Source organism: Achromobacter sp. JCM 18799 (genome assembly GCF_055395645.1).
The window spans coordinates 129,909-145,383 of record NZ_AP043866.1; the positions used below are offsets into that span (position 1 = coordinate 129,909).

The following is a 15,475-nucleotide window of genomic DNA, read 5'->3' on the forward strand; positions in this document are numbered from 1 at the left end:
CCATGGGGAACAGTATGCTTGCTGCCGAGCCGCGCACTCTGACCAAGGCTGAACTGGCCGAACTGCTCTTCGAGCGGGTCGGCCTGAACAAGCGCGAAGCCAAGGACATCGTCGATACTTTCTTCGAGGAAATCCGCGACGCCTTGGCGCGCGGTGATTCCGTCAAGCTCTCCGGTTTCGGCAACTTCCAGGTGCGCGACAAGCCGCCGCGCCCTGGCCGTAATCCCAAGACCGGCGAAACCATTCCCATCGCCGCGCGCCGCGTGGTTACCTTCCACGCGAGCCAAAAGCTCAAGAGCGTGGTGGAGCAGGCAGCGCCCGCAGCACCCGACGCCGAGGAGTGATACGCTTTGTCGGCAATTGTTATCGGCACCTGACGCATCGCGGCATAAAATCCCCTTATGACACGTACCGAATCCACCGTTACCTTACCGCCCATTCCCGCCAAGCGTTACTTCACCATCGGTGAAGTCAGCGACCTGTGTGGCGTCAAGCCTCATGTCTTGCGGTATTGGGAACAGGAATTCACGCAGCTCAAGCCGGTGAAGCGGCGCGGCAATCGCCGCTACTACCAGCATCACGAAGTGCTGCTGATCCGCCGCATCCGCTCGCTGCTGTATGAGCAAGGCTTCACGATCAGCGGCGCGCGCAATCGCCTGGGCGATGCGCGCGACGTGCCGCATGATCAGGACGCGGCAGTGCGCCTGTCGGGCGCCGAGATGCAAGCCTTGCGTAATGAGCTGGGCAACGTCTCGACGATGCTGTCTGAAGCCTTGGGCACGGCGGCGAACGCTGCAGGCGCAAGCGCCAGCAACGCCAGCCCCGCGGCCTGAACGCGGCGCGTCGTCTTTCCCAATATTGTTTGAACGCAGTACCTGCAACGCGCGGCTCATGCCGCGCGTTGCATTGAGCAGTACCTCGCGCTGCAATCATCGATGCGCATGCGGTTGATGCACTCGATGAACGCAGCGCGAAAATTTTTTTGAGTATTCAGCACTTTTTTTGCACGAATGCGTGCAAACAATTTTTTGTTCTGCTATACTCTTTTTCTTTCGGGGCGTAGCGCAGCCTGGTAGCGCACTTGCATGGGGTGCAAGGGGTCGCGAGTTCGAATCCCGCCGTCCCGACCAGTAGTTCCAAAGGCCGTCAGTGAGAAATCACTGACGGCCTTTTCATTTTTGCTGCTCTATTTTCGATGCGAGCAACGCAAGCCCAATGCATCGGCGCCTGCCAAAAGAAAGCCACCTGATGCAGGTGGCTTTTGTTTTCTTCCGATCAGCTTCGATACGCCAGATGGATCAGCGGGTATGGCCTGCCTTGATCATCAAGCGGCGAACGCCCTGTACGCTTGAAGCCCATCCTTTCATAGAAGCCTACCGCCTGGCCATTCTGTTCATTGACGTCCGTCGTCATGTTGGGATGAAGCGAGAGTCCGTGCCGCACCAGCGCGGCGCCGATGCCTGTGCCGCGGCAGGCGGGATCGACGAACAACGCCTGCATGTGGCCGTCGTCGATCAGCATGAATGCCTGCGGATAATCGTTGGCGTCGACCGCAAGCCAGAGCGGCACTTGGGGGAGAAAGCCGCACACCATCTCGTCGATGGCCCGGCGATCCTCGGGTGAAAGAAAGTCGTGCGTGGCGTCCACCGCATTGCGCCAGATTTCGACGGCGCGCGCGCCTTCGTCGGGGCGGGAGGTTCTTATCGTAATCATCGGCGCAGAGTATTGGATTTCTTTTCGCGCCGTCAAACCGACGACGATCGGTTCCGCACCTGAATGGTATAAGTGCACGGCAGCGCACTTACGGTGCGCTTGGCGGTCACTGATTATTCCAGGCGGTCTGCGGATGAAAGTCATGAGAACTTTTGCGGTGCTCTTATTGTTGACGCTGCATGCGGCCGGGGCCAATGCCGAAACGCAGGCAGACGCGTCGACCACGCGCGTGGTGCAGGGCGGTCGCTGGGCCGACGGCGTGGCTACGGGCGCGTACCGGATCGTCGTGGAAGAGGTCGGCTTCGAACACGTCAGCTGCCGCGTCCAGATTCAATGGATCGCTTCCGCGCCCTCTGGCCGCCCTGCGAAGCTCATTGCGGAACAGACCTTCGCGGAACTCTCAACCACCTTCTGGAGTTGCGGGCAGGGCAAGCAGAGCGTGCTCGTCGCGGGCAATGTGCTGAAAGTGCAGGCCACGCACGCGTATTCCGGCGAGTCCTGCACATTTACGGCGAGGCTCGGCAAGCCGGGCCGATATCAATACGAAGGATGCAGCAACGAGAAGCCTGCAACCAAGGCTGGCGGTTGAGTCGCTCACCGCGGAAGTAAATCGCGCACCGCGAACCCCTGCGACGTCACGCCCGGCTTGGTTAAGATAACGCCCACTCTTCGATATGCCTACCTGATGCCTCTATCCCAACGCCGGCCCCTGCTCAAAAGAATATTCGCCAGCAAGATCACGCTTCTGCTGATTGCCTGCAATGTCGCGGTGTACGGCGTGGCGGGATTTTTGGACTCGCGGGCGTTCGAGAGCCTGAGCGAAACCTCGTTCCTGATCGATTGGGGCGGAAACGTGCCCGCCTTGACCTTGTCCGGGGAATACTGGCGCCTGTTCACCAGCATGTTCCTGCATGTCGGCTTCCTGCATCTGGCAATCAACATGCTGGCGCTGTGGTCGCTGGGGATCATTCTGGAGGCGCGTATGCGCTCCTGGGTGTTCCTGGGCGTGTATCTGCTATCTGGCCTGTGCGGCAGCCTGGCTACGGCGCTATGGCATCGCGACGATTTTTTCCTGAGCTGCGGGGCTTCCGGCGCGATCCTGGGCATTTTCGGGGCGGCGATCGTTTATGGCCTGCATGACCGGCGCATGGGCCGGCCGCACATCCCTCCCGGCAATCTGCTGTTCAGCCTGGTGCTGACCTTCGGCGCCGGCTTCGCGTTCGACGTCGACAACGCGGCGCACCTGGGCGGCTTGCTGTCGGGAGCACTGCTCGCGGGTATCGCGCTATACGGCGAGCGCTTGCGGCCGATGACGGCGGCGGTGGTCCTGGCCGCGACGGGCATGCTCAGCGCCGCGGCGCTGGCTGCGGTGACGCTAGCCAATCATGACCGCGACATGCAGGAACAGCTTGCCGCCGCCCAGTTCGGGCGCACGCTGGGAAAAATGGGATTGCTGGGCTCGGATCAGGCGCTATGGAAGGCGCCGTCGCTGGATGAGTGCATTGCCGGCGCGTTGTCCGCCGCTGCGCGCGACGGATCGCAAACGCCGGATCTGCGAGCTTGCGCGAAACCCGGCGACAGGGATCTGGCCTTGTTGGCGAGGTTCATGCCGCAGCAATACCAAAGCTGCCATGCGCAGATCGCAGGGTTGCGGAAACTCTACACGGCTGCCGCTGCGCAAGAGGCATTGACCGCGGCAGACCAGTACTGCGAACTTCAAACCCGGATCTATGGCGCGGTCTTTCAAAAAGACGGCGCTGAGATCGATCCTGAAACAGCGCGCCAGACACGTTTGAAGATGAACTTCCTGCTCGACACGAAGGGGATGTATCGGACCGATTCGGCGCAATTGCGGGCGCAGGCAGCAGCCCTGAAGGCGATACTCCGGCGGCCGGGTGAACTCGCATTGGCGGTCATCAGCCGGTCTGGTTGCCCATACTGGAGTTGCGAGCGCTAGCGCCAGCGACCGGGGCCATAAGCAAACGCAGCAATAAACGGGAGGACAAGGCGCCCAGGCATTCGTAGGATGCAGGCATTGTTCATGTGCCTGGAGCAGACGCCGATGTCTTTATCTCTTGCTGGAAAAGTGGCTTTGGTGACGGGCGCGTCCTCGGGCATCGGGCGCGCGGTGGCGTTGCGCCTGGCAGCCGAAGGCGCGGCGCTGGTGCTGACGGCCAGGCGCCGTGATCCGCTGGAGCAGGTGGCCGATGAGATCAGAAGCGCTGGCGGGCGGGCCTGCGTTGCGGCGGGAGACGTCGCCTTGCCGGACACGCACAGACTGGCGGCGCAGAGCGCGCAGCGCGAGTTCGGCGGCCTGGATATCGCGATAAACAATGCCGGCACCATCGGGCCCTTCAAGCCGCTTGCGGAAGTGGCCCTGGACGAATGGGAACACACGCTGAGCGTCAATCTCACGGCGGCGTTCCTGGGAGCGCGGCATCAGATCCCGGCGATGCTGGAGCGGGGCGGCGGCGCGCTGGTCTTCGTGTCCAGCTTTGTGGGGACGAGCGTGGGCCTGCCCGGGATGGCTGCCTACGGCACGTCGAAAGCCGCGCTGATGGGCTTGGTCAAAGGCATTACGGCGGACTACGGCGCGCAAGGCATCCGCGCCAATGCGCTCTTGCCTGGTGGAGTGGACACCGAGATGGCCGGGAATCAGGAGCAGAAGGACTGGGCGGCCAGCCTGCACGCGATGAAGCGGATTGCGCGGGCCGATGAAATCGCCTCGGCGGCGCTGTTCCTGGCCAGCCCGATGGCAAGCTTCGTGACGGGGTCGGCGCTTTATGCGGATGGCGGCAACTCCGCGGTGAAGTGAGCGCGCGGCAAGCGCTCGCCGCGTGCGCTCAATCGTGCAAGACCGGCGCTTCGTTGGCAACCGCCTGCCGGCGCGAGTACATGTCCAGGGCTTCCTTGGCATTGACGCCCAACGGCCCGAGGACGCTATCCAGCGCCTTGGCATTGCGGGCAAGCTGATCGCGGCCGGGTAGTTCGCCATTGACCGCCATGATGACGCGATTGCCTGTTTGCGGATTGAAGAACTCTCCGAACACCGCGGCATAGGTCGCCGATTCGCGCGCGTATAGCTGGCTCTCGGTGAACGTGTTCGCCACCGCCACGCCGCCCGGAGCGAGGATGCCGCGCACGTGTTGCAGAAATTCCAGCGTCATCAGGTGTTCGGGGATGTAGTCGACGTCGAACGCGTCCAGCATCACCATGTCGTATTGCAGGCCGTCGCGATGGGCGCGTTCGATGTAGGCGCGGCCGTCTTCCAGGAAGAGGCGTTGCCTGGGGCCTTCCTGATAGCCGAAGTAGCGCGCCGCGACCTTGCCCACGGCGGGATCGATTTCAACGGTATCGATGACGGTGTCGGGCAGGAGCGCGGCCAGGGTCTTCTGCAGCGTGGCGCCGCCCAATCCGACGATCAGGATGTTGCGCGGCTTGGGATTGATGTAGAGCGCGGTCATCATCATGCGCGTGTACGAAAACACCAGCTGCCCCGGATGCGCAAGGCTCATGCAGGTCTGGCGGCCGACGTCGTGCATGGAGTTGAAGTTCATGCAGCGCTCGCCGTTTTCCTCGAACACGAGCAGCTTGCCGAACTGCGAATCTTCGCTGTGGATCAGCTGGGGGCCGCCCGTGCCTCGCAGCAGCACCAAGGCGGCGCTGGCGATGACAAGGACGAGAATGGCGCGCAGGGCAATACGGAGCATGTAGCGGCAAGCAACAAGTGGGGGACGCGTCATCGTATCGTGCGCCGGGACCCGCGCGGCACATTGGCGCGAGTCCCTGGCCGGCAAGGCTCCGCCAGCGTCGGGACGGCAGAAATCAACGATCGTTTTTTTGGAAAGACACGTTCGATATATTTCATTTCCTTAAATGCTCGGCTCTCCTTAGAATTTTGCTCGAAACGGGGCATAGATTCCCGTCCGGAAAATCAGAGGAGACCCGCATGTTCTACGATCCCGTCCCCAGGATTCAGGCCAGCGTATACGCCCGGCTGCCCGACGAGCTGAAGTGGCAAGGCCAGGACCTGAACGAGTGGGTCGCCAGCCAGCCGCAGGGCAATCCGCCGCGCTCGTTGCTGGAAGGGCCTTCCTTCGGGCCGGACGGCTTGTTGTATTGCGTGGACGTGATCAACGGCCGCGTCCTGCGTGTCGACGCGCGCGGCGAGTTCGAGCCGCTCGTGCAGTACGACGGCTGGCCCAATGGCCTGAAGTTCCATCGCGACGGCCGCATCTTCATCGCCGACTACAAGCACGGCATCATGCAGTTCGACCTCGAGCGCCGCGAGGTGCGTCCGGTGCTCGAACGCTACAACATCGAGCGCTTCAAGGGCGTGAACGACCTGTTCTTCTCGCAAGCGGGGGACCTCTATTTCACCGACCAGGGCATGACCGGCTGGCAGGATCCGACCGGCCGCTTGTTCCGCCTGCGGCCGGACGGAAAGCTGGACTGCCTGCTCGACTGCATCCCCAGCCCCAACGGCCTGGTGATGGATCTGGACGAGCACGCGCTGTATGTGGCGGCGACGCGGGCCAATGCCATCTGGAAGGTGCCGCTGCTGCGCAACGGCCAGGTCGGCAAGGTCGGCACCTTCATCCAGATGTCGGGCGGCGGCGGCCCGGACGGCCTGGCGCTGGATGCCCGGGGAGGGCTGTGCATCGCCCACGTGGGCCTGGGCACGGTGTGGTGCATGGACCCCCTGGGCCAGCCGGCCCTGCGCATCCAGTCTCCGGAAGGGCTGCACACCACCAACGTGGCCTTTGGCGGGCAGGGCGGGCGCACGCTCTACATCACCGAGTCCAGTTCGGCCAGCATCCTGCGCGTCGAACTCGACGTGGCGGGCAAACCCATGTACCTGCCGGCGCCGCAGGCGCAGGCTCTCTGAACACCACATACCCCAACTACCAAAAGGACGGAAAAGATGGATCAGGCAATTGTGCTGGGCGCGGGCACCATGGGGGCCGACGTCGCCGCCGGCTTTCATGCGGCCGGCTGGCGCGTATGGCTGGTGGAGCCCGACGCGGCGGCGCGCGCGGCGGCGACGCGGCGCGTGAACGCATCCAGCGAAATGATCGGCGGGCAGGCGGACGCCGGGCGCATCGTCACCAGCGCGACCATGGAGGAAATCGACTGGCGCGATACCCGCATCGTGGTCGAGTGCGTGCCGGAACTGCTGGAAACCAAGCGTGCGGTGTTCGCCCGTCTGGAACAGCTGGCGCCCGCTTCGATTCCCTTGACCAGCAATTCGTCGAGCTTTCCCATCAGCGCCATCGGCGAGGGCTTGCAGACCCGCGCACGCATGGTGGGCCTGCATTACTTCATGCCGGCCCATTTGGTGCCCGCCGTGGAGGTGATACGCGGCGAGGCCACCGATGAAGCCATGGCCCAGGAAGTCAGCCGCATCATGCGCGATACCGGCAAGAAGCCGGTGCAGGTCAAGCGCGATGTGCCAGGGTTTCTTGCCAACCGCATCCAGCACGCGCTGATGCGCGAGGCGATCGCGCTGGTCGAGGAGGGCTTCGCGTCCGCCGAGGACGTGGACACCGCCGTGCGCTACGGGTTCGGATTCCGCTACATCGCGGCCGGCCCGCTGCTGCAGAAGGATCTGGCCGGCATCGACATCCATTGCGCGGCGGCTGCGACCATGTATCCGCATCTGCGCACGGACGACAGGCCCAGCGCGCTTATGCGCGAGCTGGTCGAGCAGGGCAACATCGGCGTCAAGTCGCCGTCGCTGAAGGGCTTCTATCAATGGACGCCGGACCGTGTCGCCCAGGAGCAGCGGCGCTACCAGGTCGCCCTTGGCAAGGCCATGCAGATACTGAAGGATGAGGAAGCGTTGGCCTGAGGCAGATTGCGACCGGGCTTCGAGCTTGCAGATGTCAGGGTTCTTTAGCCGCCAAGGCTGCCCTGCGCCATTCCGATGCTCGCCCCAATGGGGCTGCGCTTCGGATGGCTCCGGGCTACCTCGGCTGACAGTCGCCTAATGCGTTGGCTTCAGCCCCCGTTCATGGGCAGATGCCGTAAGCCGGTGGCCGGGCGGAGGGATCCGAAGCGCAGCCCCACCCGGGGCGAGCATCGGAATCCCGCAGCCCGGACGCCGGCGACTCAAGAACCCTGCTTCACCAAACCGAAGTGCGGTGCGGCAGGGCTTCGAACTCGCAGATGTCAGGGTTCTTTAGCCGCCGAGGCAGCCCTGCGCCATTCCGATGCTCGCCCCAATGGGGCTGCGCTTCGGATGGCTCCGGGCCGCCTCGGCTGACAGTCGCCTAATGCACTGGTTTCAGCCCCCCGTTCATGGGCAGATGCCGTAAGCCGGTGGCCGGGCGGAGGGATCCGAAGCGCAGCCCCACCGGGGCGAGCATCGGAATCCCGCAGCCCGGACGCCGGCGACTCAAGAACCCTGCTTCACAACACCGAAGTGCGATCCGGATTTTCCTCATCCGAACGCCCCAGGACTCGCATGGATTTTTTTGACAGAACATAAATTTTTTTCTCTTTTCGCAGACGAGAGTTTGCGAACATGCGCCTAGAGCTTTCAAGCCATAAGAACGCATCGGGAGACAACAATGTTCTGTAAGAATGCCGCGCGCAAGCGCATTCACATCGCCGTGGCCGCCTTCATCGCGGCAGCCGCCTTCACCGTTCCTGGCCATGCCTACGCACAGGGCGCCGATAGCTATCCCGGCAAGCCCATCCGCCTGATCATTCCGTACCCGCCGGGAGGCGCGACTGACGTGATCGGGCGCATCGTCGGCCAGCGCCTGAGCGAACAGATCGGCGGCCAGGTCGTGATCGAGAACCGGGGCGGAGCGGGCGGCAATATCGGCGCGGCCGAAGTGGCGCGCGCCCAGCCCGACGGCTACACATTGTTGATGGGGGCGCTGACTTCGCATTCGGTCATGGCGACCCTGGAGAAGGACACCATTCCCTACGATTTGCGCAAGGACTTCGCGCCCGCCGGGGTGGTCGGTTTCGTGCCGCTGGTGGCCGTGGTCAATCCCAAGCTGCCGATCAACTCGTTGGCCGATCTGGTGAGCTACGCCAAGGCGAATCCCGGAAAACTCAATTTCGCCTCGTCGGGCGCGGGCGCGCCGCAGCGCATGGCGATGGAACTCTTCAAGCAGATCGCGGGCGTCAACATCGTGCACGTGGCCTATCGCGGCAGCGGCCCGGCCATGACGGACCTGGTCGGCGGCCAGGTGGAGACGATGACAGAGACGGTGCCCGCCGCGATCTCCTTCATCAAGTCCGGCCAGCTGCGTCCGCTGGCCGTGCTGACGCCGCAGCGCGTTTCGATGTTGCCGGATATCCCCACCGCCGAGGAACAAGGCTTCAGCGGCTTCAACGTCAGTTCGCTCTTTGGCGTAATGGCGCCGGCCGGCACGCCGGCTCCCATCGTCGCCAAGATCAACAAGGCGCTGACCACGGCGCTGGCCAAGGACGATGCCAAGGCCCAGCTGTTGCAGCAAGGCGTCTACGCCGATGCGTTAGACGTCGAAGCCTCCAAGGCGCGCCTGAACGCTGAAATCGAGCAGTGGGCCAAGGTCATCCGCGACGGCGGCATTACCGCAAATTAACTGGAAGCAGCTTGAACAAGATGAGCAAGAAAAACACCGAGGCGTCGCAGGGCGAGGCCGGCGGCCTGCGCAAAGGCCTCACCAGCTATGGCGACAGCGGCTTTTCGCTGTTCCTGCGCAAGGCCTTCATCAAGGGCGCGGGCTACACGGACGGCGCGCTGGACCGGCCGGTGATCGGCATCGCCAACACGGGCAGCGCCTACAACCCCTGCCACGGCAACGCGCCGCAGCTGCTGGAGGCCGTGAAGCGCGGCATCATGTTCGCCGGCGGGCTGCCGATGGACTTCCCGACCATCTCCATCCACGAGAGCTTTTCCTTTCCCACCAGCATGTACTTGCGCAACCTCATGTCCATGGACACCGAGGAGCTGATACGCGCCCAGCCCATGGATGCGGTGGTGCTGATAGGCGGATGCGACAAGACCGTGCCCGCCCAGCTCATGGGGGCCGCGTCGGCGGACATCCCGGCGATCCAGCTGGTGACGGGGTCGATGCTGACGGGTTCGCACCGTTCGGAACGGGTGGGCGCATGCACGGATTGCCGCCGGTACTGGGGCAAGTACCGCGCCGAAGAGATCGACGCTCAGGAGATCGCAGACGTCAACAACCAGCTCGTGGCCAGCGTGGGCACCTGTTCGGTCATGGGCACGGCAAGCACCATGGCCTGTATCGCCGAAGCGCTGGGCATGACCGTGCCTGGCGGCGCCACGCCGCCGGCCGTCACGGCGGACCGAATGCGTATCGCTGAACTCACGGGCGCACAGGCCGTCGAGATCGCCAGGCAGCGCCTGTCGGTCTCGAAGATCCTGACCGCGGATTCCTTCGAGAATGCCATGCGCGTGCTGCTGGCCATCGGCGGGTCCACCAACGGCATCATCCACCTGACCGCCATCGCCGGCCGGCTGGGCCTGGACCTGGATCTGCAGGCGCTGGACCGCATGGGGCGCGAGACGCCCGTGCTGGTGGACCTGAAACCGTCGGGCCAGCACTACATGGAGGACTTCCACAAGGCGGGCGGCATGGCCACGCTGCTGCGCGAACTCAAGCCGCTGTTGAAGCTCGACGCGCTGACCGTGACCGGCAGGACGCTGGGCGAGGAGATCGAGCGCGCGGGGCCGGGGTTCCCGCAGACCGTGGTCAGGACCAGGCAGAACCCGATCTATCCGCAGGGCGGGATAGCGGTGCTGTCCGGCAACCTCGCGCCCGAGGGCGCCATCATCAAGCAGTCTTCCGCCAACGCCGGGCTGATGGAGCACGAAGGCCGCGCCGTGGTGTTCGAGAACGCCGAAGATCTGGCGGGCCGCATCGACGCCGCCGATCTGGACGTCACGCCGCAGGACATCCTGGTGCTGAAGAACATCGGTCCCAAGGGCGCGCCCGGCATGCCGGAGGCGGGCTACATCCCGATCCCCAAGAAACTGGCGTCGCAGGGGGTGAAGGACATCATCCGGATTTCGGACGGCCGCATGAGCGGCACCGCCTTTGGCACCATCGTGCTGCACGTCACGCCGGAAGCGGCCATAGGCGGGCCGCTGGCCTATGTCAGGAACGGCGACCGCATACGCCTGAGCGTGAGCCGGCGCGAGATCTCCCTGCTGGTGCCGGACGAAGAGCTGGACCGCCGCCGCCGCGAGCAGCCGGTCACGCCGCCGACGGCCGAGCGTGGCTACAAGAAACTCTTCCTCGATACGGTGACCCAGGCCGACAAGGGCGTGGATTTCGACTTCCTGCGCGGCGTGCCGGGCAAGTCGAAGTAGGGCTATGGCGTTGCCCGGCGTGCTTCCATATTGCCGAAGAGGGTCCGGGCATCCTGGGAAATCGACGCGGCCATCTTGGCATGATGGCCGCGGGTATTCCAGATCAGGCCGTTCCGGCGCACGGGCGCGCGGTTGGGCAGCGGGATGCGCGCCACGTCGAGCGACTTCCACATGGACGACCAGTCCGGAATCAGCGCAACGCCCAGGCCTTCGTGCACCAGCGCGACGATGGCAAGCAGGCCGTCGATTTCCAGCCGCTGCTTGGGCCAGATCTGATGGTCGCGCAGATAGCGGTCGGCCAACTGGGCGCCGTAGATGTTGCGGTCATACCGTATGAAGGGTTGGGTCGACAGCAGGGTGTGGGCGTCCTGGTCCGCAAGATGGGACGGCGCCACCACGACCAGCGGCTCTTCCATGAACGGCTGCCAGAGACAGCTCTTGGGCACGGCGAACTGCGGTTCCACCACGATGGCAGCGTCCAGTTCGCCGCTGACCACCTTGCCGCACAGGTCGATGGAGCCGCCGGGCGTGACGAAGACGCAGGCGTCCGGATGCTTGCGATACAGCGATTTCAGTATCGGCGGCAGCACGTTCGTCAACGCGGACACGAAACAGCCGATGCGGAATTCGCCCGGCTGGTCGCCGTCGACGGCCATGGCGCGCAGATCGCGGATATTGCGGATGGCCGCCTTGGTGCCTTCGAGGATGCGCATGCCGCTCTCGGTCGGCCGCACCGAACGCCCGGAGCGCTTGACCAGCGCCACGCCCAGGTCCATCTCCAACGCCTTGATGCGCGCGGCGATGGCGGCCGAGGTCAGATCGAGCTTGCGCGCCGCTTCGGCGAATGAACCGGCTTCGACGACCGCGACGAAGCTCTGCATGCACTTGATGTCCATGATGCGATGGGCCTATTGCCCTGAAAGGAGAAACTTCAGGTTGAAGATCGCACGAACCGCTACGAACCCGGCTGCGATGGTTGCAGGCTTATCGCGCCAATTTTCCGTATGTTATAGCGTCGAGGTTGAAATCCATGATCGAGCATGAACTGGCCCAAGCGCGCCAGGCAGCAGCAAATGGCCCCGGCAAGGGGGACGGCAGGTTTCCCCCTCTGCTCAAGGTAGGGGTTTTTCCCGAGTCGGTGGAAGCGCAGTTCCGTTCGAGGTTCACGTTGATCGACGAGGAGGCGCTGAAAAACGATCCCGCGCAGGCCGAGGCGATCGGCGGCATTGTCACGCGCTCGAACTACCGGATTCCCGCCGAGCTGATGGATCGCTTGCCTGGGCTGCGCATCATCGCCACCAACGGCGTCGGCTACGACGGCATCGCGCTGGACCGCGCGCGTGAAAAGAACATCGTCGTGACCAACACGCCGGACGTGTTGAACAAGGCCGTGGCCGAATTGGCGGTGGGGCTGTTGCTCGCCCTGCTGCGCAAGCTGCCTGCGGCCGACAGCTTTGTGCGCGCGGGCGCGTGGGAGGCCTCGCCCTTTCCGTTGGGGGCGAGCCTGGCGGGCAGGAAGGTCGGCATCGTCGGTTTAGGGCGCATCGGCAAAGAGATCGTCCAGCGGCTCGTGCCGTTTGAAGTGGACCTCAGCTACTTCGGCCGCACGCGCCAGGAGGCGCCGTGGCGGCATTTTGATTCTCTGCCTGCCATGGCCAGCCATGTGGACGTGCTGGTCCTGTCGTGCCCCGGCGGGGCGGCGACGCACCATATCGTCGACGCCGACGTGTTGAGTGCGCTGGGGCCGGAGGGGCTGGTCGTCAACGTCGCCCGCGGCTCGGTGATCAACGAGGCCGACCTGTGCCATGCGCTGGCCAACGGCATCATCCAGGGCGCCGCGCTGGACGTGTTCGAAAGCGAGCCGTTGGGCGAGAGCCCGCTGCGGCACCTGTCCAACGTGATCCTGGCGCCCCATATCGGCAGCGCCACGCACGAAACTCGCCGCCAGATGGCGGAGCTGGCGATACGGAACCTGGTGTCGTTCTTTACGACGGGGAGGGCAGTTACGCCAGTGGCGTAGCTGGACGTTGGGCTGCCCGCTAGAACCACACCGTGGCAATCAACAGCGCGCAGCCCGCCGTCGCGGTGGCTGCCATGATGACGGCCAGGCGCAAGGCGATCTTGCGTTCCTTGCGGCCGACGTTGGGGTTGCCGACGTTGGCGGAGCGCAGTTGTTCCCAGGTCCACGCGGCGCCCGCTTCGCGGCTCTGCAAGGCCGAGGCGGCGTTCGCCGTGGAGCGGGAAATGCGAGTGAGCCGCAGCGCCGGATAGGCCAGCAGCAGCCCGGCCAGGAACAAGGCGCAGGCGCTGATTGCGCCCGCCGTGAAGGCCGAGCTGTCGCGCGCGGCGAACAGGATAAGGGATGCCGCCAGGCCGATGAGGTTCAAGCCGGCCAAGGCTTTCAGCGCCTGGATTCCCCAGGGGCCAGTGGCTTCCTCGGTGAAGTCTCCGACCGAGCGCCAGTAAGCGGCGTCGTTGGATGCGGCCTGGAAAAAGAAGGCGAGATCCCTCAGGAGCACGTCGCCTTGCCTGTCGTCGGGGCTCGTGTCCCGGTGCCATTGGGTGGCGAACTTCCGGCTTCGATCGGCGTCCGCGTGATGCGCGCGGGCCCAGTTCTCTGCCAGACGTACCGCCGCTTCGACGGTAAGAGCCCCCGCGGGTCTTGCACTGTCTTTCATCTTTTTCATCCCCATATATGGGACATTGTACTAGGCCTGCGTGGGGGCGAGTTGATGCAAGACAGGAGGGCGATGCGCCGCGGAGATCAAGGCAGGGCGGCGCCCGGACCTGGGGCAGGCCGGGAGAAACACACTTCGAGCAGACTGTTGCTGCGCAATTTGATGGTGACGTCCATTCGTTGCCTGCCCGGGGCGGTGGCTGCAAGCAGTCCGAGGCCCAGGGCGCCGATCCAGGCGGGAAGAAAACTGGCCAGATCCCAACCCGTGATGCCGGTGTTGTAGGGCTGCTTGAGCACCCGAGCGGTCAGTCCGTGTTCATGGCAGAACGCCTGCATCGCCGCGGCGGTTTGATCGATGTCGACGATGTTCTCAAGAAAGAACGGCTCCTGCGCCAGCATCAGGCGGACAAGTTCACCAGCAGGCAGGCGGTTCTCGAAGTAGGTGCGTACCGTGGACATATGGCGGGTTCCGGGCGTGAGCAAATCGTCATGTACCGGTGGCTGGAAAGAGGCAAGCATGCCAGTCTTGGGGAATAGTCTATGCCAAATCCCCCCGCTGTTACGGTCCCGATTCACCGCCTCTGTGTCTGGCGGGCCACACGCTGGCCCCGCAAACTTTACCGGTCGCCGCGCAGTCCGCGCGGTTTGAGAGGACGTTCCATGCGCTACCGTTATGTCACCGCCGATGTGTTCACCAGCCAAGCGTACGGCGGCAATCCGCTGGCCGTCGTGTTCGACGCCCAGGGGCTGAGTGCGGCGCAGATGCAGCGCATCGCGCGCGAGTTCAACTATTCCGAAACCAGCTTTGTGCTGCCGCCGCGGGATCCGGCCCATACCGCTTGGGTGCGTATCTTCACGCCCGACCGCGAAGTGCCGTTCGCGGGGCATCCCAACGTCGGTACGGCCGTGGTGCTGGCACGAGAAATGGCTGCCTCCGGTCGGACTGTGCCGGAAACCTTTGTGTTCGAGGAAGAGGCGGGACTGGTGCGCATTGCGCTGCGCACGGGCGCAAGCGGCGCAGCCGGTGCGCAACTGCTTGCGCCGCAACCGCTGTCGCGCGCCAGCGAGGCGCCGGCCGCCGCGGTCGCGCGGGCCTTGAGCCTGGAGCCTGCGGACATCGATACCTCCACGCATGCGCCGCAGGTGGCGTCGGTAGGCCTGATCTTCCTGGTGGTGCAATTGGCCAGCCGCGACGCCTTGCGCCGGGCCGTGCCAGACCCGGCAGGCTACGCGGCCTTGCTGCCGCTGGACGGCGCAAAGTCCATCTATGCCTACACCACCGATACGGGCGCGGGTGCACAGGCGGATGTCCAGGCTCGCATGTTCACGGGTCGCATGACCGAAGACCCCGCGACCGGCAGCGCGACGGCGGCCATGACGGCCTTGCGCACGGCCCTGCGCGGCGCGGGCGCGCTGCGCCTGCGGGTGGAACAGGGCGTGGACATGGGACGCGCCAGCGTGCTGCTGGCCCACGCCGAACCGCGCGCAGATGGCGTTTGGGCGGGTGTGGCGGGAGAGGCCGTGGTGGTGATGGAAGGTACGCTGGCGGCCCCTGATGTGTCTTGAGCCTGGCGGCTCCGCGTGGCCTCGTGTATGCTGACCGCATGAACGCACCGCATTTCGCGCCGATCTCCGGCGCAACCTGCCGACGAATCGCTCGACGTTTACGTTGAGTGGCCAGTCACGTCCAGGCGCCGAACCCTCGGCGCCTATCCCTGAAAGCCACGATACTCCTCGTGGCTTTT

General features: G+C 64.6%; 17 protein-coding genes and 1 tRNA gene. 12 read left to right on the forward strand and 6 right to left on the reverse strand.

The window, feature by feature from the left end:
• Positions 1 to 2: 2 nt before the first annotated feature.
• The 3 genes from ACZ5YA_RS00835 to ACZ5YA_RS00845 all read left to right on the forward strand — a co-directional run bounded on the left by ACZ5YA_RS00835 (position 3) and on the right by ACZ5YA_RS00845 (position 1,130).
• Entirely contained in the window at positions 3 to 344 is a 342-nt protein-coding gene (locus ACZ5YA_RS00835) for an integration host factor subunit alpha (RefSeq protein ID WP_054458248.1), read from the forward strand.
• 57 nt (positions 345 to 401) lie between these two features.
• Positions 402 to 833 (forward strand): MerR family transcriptional regulator, encoded by a 432-nt coding sequence (locus ACZ5YA_RS00840; RefSeq protein WP_059380532.1) that lies wholly within the window; start codon positions 402 to 404, stop codon positions 831 to 833.
• A 220-nt stretch (positions 834 to 1,053) separates the two neighbouring features.
• Positions 1,054 to 1,130: transfer RNA gene (locus tag ACZ5YA_RS00845), tRNA-Pro, on the forward strand.
• Between the two features lie 145 nt (positions 1,131 to 1,275).
• Here the strand turns inward: ACZ5YA_RS00845 and ACZ5YA_RS00850 are convergent.
• A complete protein-coding gene (locus tag ACZ5YA_RS00850; protein ID WP_464092886.1) occupies positions 1,276 to 1,713 on the reverse strand; it encodes an acetyltransferase in 438 nt (145 codons plus the stop codon).
• A 142-nt stretch (positions 1,714 to 1,855) separates the two neighbouring features.
• Here ACZ5YA_RS00850 and ACZ5YA_RS00855 point away from each other — a divergent pair, with 142 nt between their 5' ends.
• Complete coding sequence (locus ACZ5YA_RS00855) at positions 1,856 to 2,302, forward strand: hypothetical protein (protein ID WP_464091870.1); 447 nt, start codon at positions 1,856 to 1,858, stop codon at positions 2,300 to 2,302.
• Between the two features lie 102 nt (positions 2,303 to 2,404).
• On the opposite strand, the gene ACZ5YA_RS00860 is transcribed toward ACZ5YA_RS00855, so the two are convergent.
• Positions 2,405 to 2,641 carry a hypothetical protein gene (locus tag ACZ5YA_RS00860; RefSeq protein ID WP_306637601.1) on the reverse strand — a complete coding sequence of 79 codons (237 nt, stop codon included), beginning with the start codon at positions 2,639 to 2,641 and terminating at the stop codon, positions 2,405 to 2,407.
• On the opposite strand from ACZ5YA_RS00860, the gene ACZ5YA_RS00865 reads away from it, so the two are divergent.
• Both ACZ5YA_RS00865 and ACZ5YA_RS00870 read left to right on the forward strand, forming a co-directional pair.
• Complete coding sequence (locus tag ACZ5YA_RS00865; protein WP_464092887.1) at positions 2,615 to 3,670, forward strand: rhomboid family intramembrane serine protease; 1,056 nt, start codon at positions 2,615 to 2,617, stop codon at positions 3,668 to 3,670. The two genes, ACZ5YA_RS00860 and ACZ5YA_RS00865, sit on opposite strands and share 27 nt — an antisense overlap.
• 105 nt (positions 3,671 to 3,775) lie before the next feature.
• Positions 3,776 to 4,528 carry an SDR family oxidoreductase gene (locus tag ACZ5YA_RS00870; RefSeq protein ID WP_118933337.1) on the forward strand — a complete coding sequence of 251 codons (753 nt, stop codon included), beginning with the start codon at positions 3,776 to 3,778 and terminating at the stop codon, positions 4,526 to 4,528.
• 28 nt (positions 4,529 to 4,556) lie between these two features.
• Here ACZ5YA_RS00870 and ACZ5YA_RS00875 read toward each other — a convergent pair whose 3' ends face one another.
• The gene (locus ACZ5YA_RS00875) at positions 4,557 to 5,423 is read right to left on the reverse strand and encodes a spermidine synthase (RefSeq protein WP_464091871.1); all 867 of its coding nucleotides are present in this window, start codon (positions 5,421 to 5,423) and stop codon (positions 4,557 to 4,559) included.
• Positions 5,424 to 5,662: 239 nt separating this feature from the next.
• On the opposite strand from ACZ5YA_RS00875, the gene ACZ5YA_RS00880 reads away from it, so the two are divergent.
• From ACZ5YA_RS00880 to ACZ5YA_RS00895, 4 genes are all read left to right on the forward strand, one after another.
• Positions 5,663 to 6,601 carry an SMP-30/gluconolactonase/LRE family protein gene (locus ACZ5YA_RS00880; protein WP_118933313.1) on the forward strand — a complete coding sequence of 313 codons (939 nt, stop codon included), beginning with the start codon at positions 5,663 to 5,665 and terminating at the stop codon, positions 6,599 to 6,601.
• Between the two features lie 36 nt (positions 6,602 to 6,637).
• Complete coding sequence (locus tag ACZ5YA_RS00885) at positions 6,638 to 7,564, forward strand: 3-hydroxyacyl-CoA dehydrogenase family protein (RefSeq protein WP_059380538.1); 927 nt, start codon at positions 6,638 to 6,640, stop codon at positions 7,562 to 7,564.
• 721 nt (positions 7,565 to 8,285) lie between these two features.
• Complete coding sequence (locus ACZ5YA_RS00890) at positions 8,286 to 9,296, forward strand: Bug family tripartite tricarboxylate transporter substrate binding protein (protein WP_118933312.1); 1,011 nt, start codon at positions 8,286 to 8,288, stop codon at positions 9,294 to 9,296.
• 20 nt (positions 9,297 to 9,316) lie between these two features.
• Entirely contained in the window at positions 9,317 to 11,053 is a 1,737-nt protein-coding gene (locus tag ACZ5YA_RS00895) for an IlvD/Edd family dehydratase (RefSeq protein ID WP_251880861.1), read from the forward strand.
• Positions 11,054 to 11,055: 2 nt separating this feature from the next.
• On the opposite strand, the gene ACZ5YA_RS00900 is transcribed toward ACZ5YA_RS00895, so the two are convergent.
• Entirely contained in the window at positions 11,056 to 11,949 is an 894-nt protein-coding gene (locus ACZ5YA_RS00900) for a LysR family transcriptional regulator (RefSeq protein WP_464091872.1), read from the reverse strand.
• Between the two features lie 134 nt (positions 11,950 to 12,083).
• On the opposite strand from ACZ5YA_RS00900, the gene ACZ5YA_RS00905 reads away from it, so the two are divergent.
• The gene (locus tag ACZ5YA_RS00905; RefSeq protein WP_464091873.1) at positions 12,084 to 13,073 is read left to right on the forward strand and encodes a 2-hydroxyacid dehydrogenase; all 990 of its coding nucleotides are present in this window, start codon (positions 12,084 to 12,086) and stop codon (positions 13,071 to 13,073) included.
• A gap of 19 nt (positions 13,074 to 13,092) precedes the next feature.
• On the opposite strand, the gene ACZ5YA_RS00910 is transcribed toward ACZ5YA_RS00905, so the two are convergent.
• A complete protein-coding gene (locus tag ACZ5YA_RS00910) occupies positions 13,093 to 13,731 on the reverse strand; it encodes a hypothetical protein (protein WP_464091874.1) in 639 nt (212 codons plus the stop codon).
• Between the two features lie 86 nt (positions 13,732 to 13,817).
• Positions 13,818 to 14,249, reverse strand: a complete 432-nt coding sequence (locus ACZ5YA_RS00915) for a hypothetical protein (protein ID WP_464091875.1) — start codon at positions 14,247 to 14,249, stop codon at positions 13,818 to 13,820.
• Between the two features lie 141 nt (positions 14,250 to 14,390).
• On the opposite strand from ACZ5YA_RS00915, the gene ACZ5YA_RS00920 reads away from it, so the two are divergent.
• Positions 14,391 to 15,296: a PhzF family phenazine biosynthesis protein gene (locus ACZ5YA_RS00920; protein ID WP_306633152.1), complete on the forward strand. Its 906-nt coding sequence runs from the start codon at positions 14,391 to 14,393 to the stop codon at positions 15,294 to 15,296.
• Positions 15,297 to 15,475 lie beyond the last annotated feature (179 nt).

What these genes read in the sequence shown, in the direction of transcription:
- ACZ5YA_RS00905 (WP_464091873.1), top strand. Translation starts at nt 12,084, where the DNA reads ATGATCGAGCATGAACTGGCCCAAGCGCGCCAGGCAGCAGCAAATGGC.
- ACZ5YA_RS00920 (WP_306633152.1), top strand. Translation starts at nt 14,391, where the DNA reads ATGCGCTACCGTTATGTCACCGCCGATGTGTTCACCAGCCAAGCGTAC.
- ACZ5YA_RS00885 (WP_059380538.1), top strand. Translation starts at nt 6,638, where the DNA reads ATGGATCAGGCAATTGTGCTGGGCGCGGGCACCATGGGGGCCGACGTC.
- ACZ5YA_RS00860 (WP_306637601.1), bottom strand. Translation starts at nt 2,641, where the DNA reads ATGCAGGAAGCCGACATGCAGGAACATGCTGGTGAACAGGCGCCAGTA.
- ACZ5YA_RS00855 (WP_464091870.1), top strand. Translation starts at nt 1,856, where the DNA reads ATGAGAACTTTTGCGGTGCTCTTATTGTTGACGCTGCATGCGGCCGGG.
- ACZ5YA_RS00875 (WP_464091871.1), bottom strand. Translation starts at nt 5,423, where the DNA reads ATGCTCCGTATTGCCCTGCGCGCCATTCTCGTCCTTGTCATCGCCAGC.
- ACZ5YA_RS00880 (WP_118933313.1), top strand. Translation starts at nt 5,663, where the DNA reads ATGTTCTACGATCCCGTCCCCAGGATTCAGGCCAGCGTATACGCCCGG.
- ACZ5YA_RS00915 (WP_464091875.1), bottom strand. Translation starts at nt 14,249, where the DNA reads ATGCTTGCCTCTTTCCAGCCACCGGTACATGACGATTTGCTCACGCCC.
- ACZ5YA_RS00870 (WP_118933337.1), top strand. Translation starts at nt 3,776, where the DNA reads ATGTCTTTATCTCTTGCTGGAAAAGTGGCTTTGGTGACGGGCGCGTCC.
- ACZ5YA_RS00835 (WP_054458248.1), top strand. Translation starts at nt 3, where the DNA reads ATGGGGAACAGTATGCTTGCTGCCGAGCCGCGCACTCTGACCAAGGCT.
- ACZ5YA_RS00865 (WP_464092887.1), top strand. Translation starts at nt 2,615, where the DNA reads ATGTTCCTGCATGTCGGCTTCCTGCATCTGGCAATCAACATGCTGGCG.
- ACZ5YA_RS00895 (WP_251880861.1), top strand. Translation starts at nt 9,317, where the DNA reads ATGAGCAAGAAAAACACCGAGGCGTCGCAGGGCGAGGCCGGCGGCCTG.
- ACZ5YA_RS00900 (WP_464091872.1), bottom strand. Translation starts at nt 11,949, where the DNA reads ATGGACATCAAGTGCATGCAGAGCTTCGTCGCGGTCGTCGAAGCCGGT.
- ACZ5YA_RS00840 (WP_059380532.1), top strand. Translation starts at nt 402, where the DNA reads ATGACACGTACCGAATCCACCGTTACCTTACCGCCCATTCCCGCCAAG.
- ACZ5YA_RS00890 (WP_118933312.1), top strand. Translation starts at nt 8,286, where the DNA reads ATGTTCTGTAAGAATGCCGCGCGCAAGCGCATTCACATCGCCGTGGCC.
- ACZ5YA_RS00850 (WP_464092886.1), bottom strand. Translation starts at nt 1,713, where the DNA reads ATGATTACGATAAGAACCTCCCGCCCCGACGAAGGCGCGCGCGCCGTC.
- ACZ5YA_RS00910 (WP_464091874.1), bottom strand. Translation starts at nt 13,731, where the DNA reads ATGAAAGACAGTGCAAGACCCGCGGGGGCTCTTACCGTCGAAGCGGCG.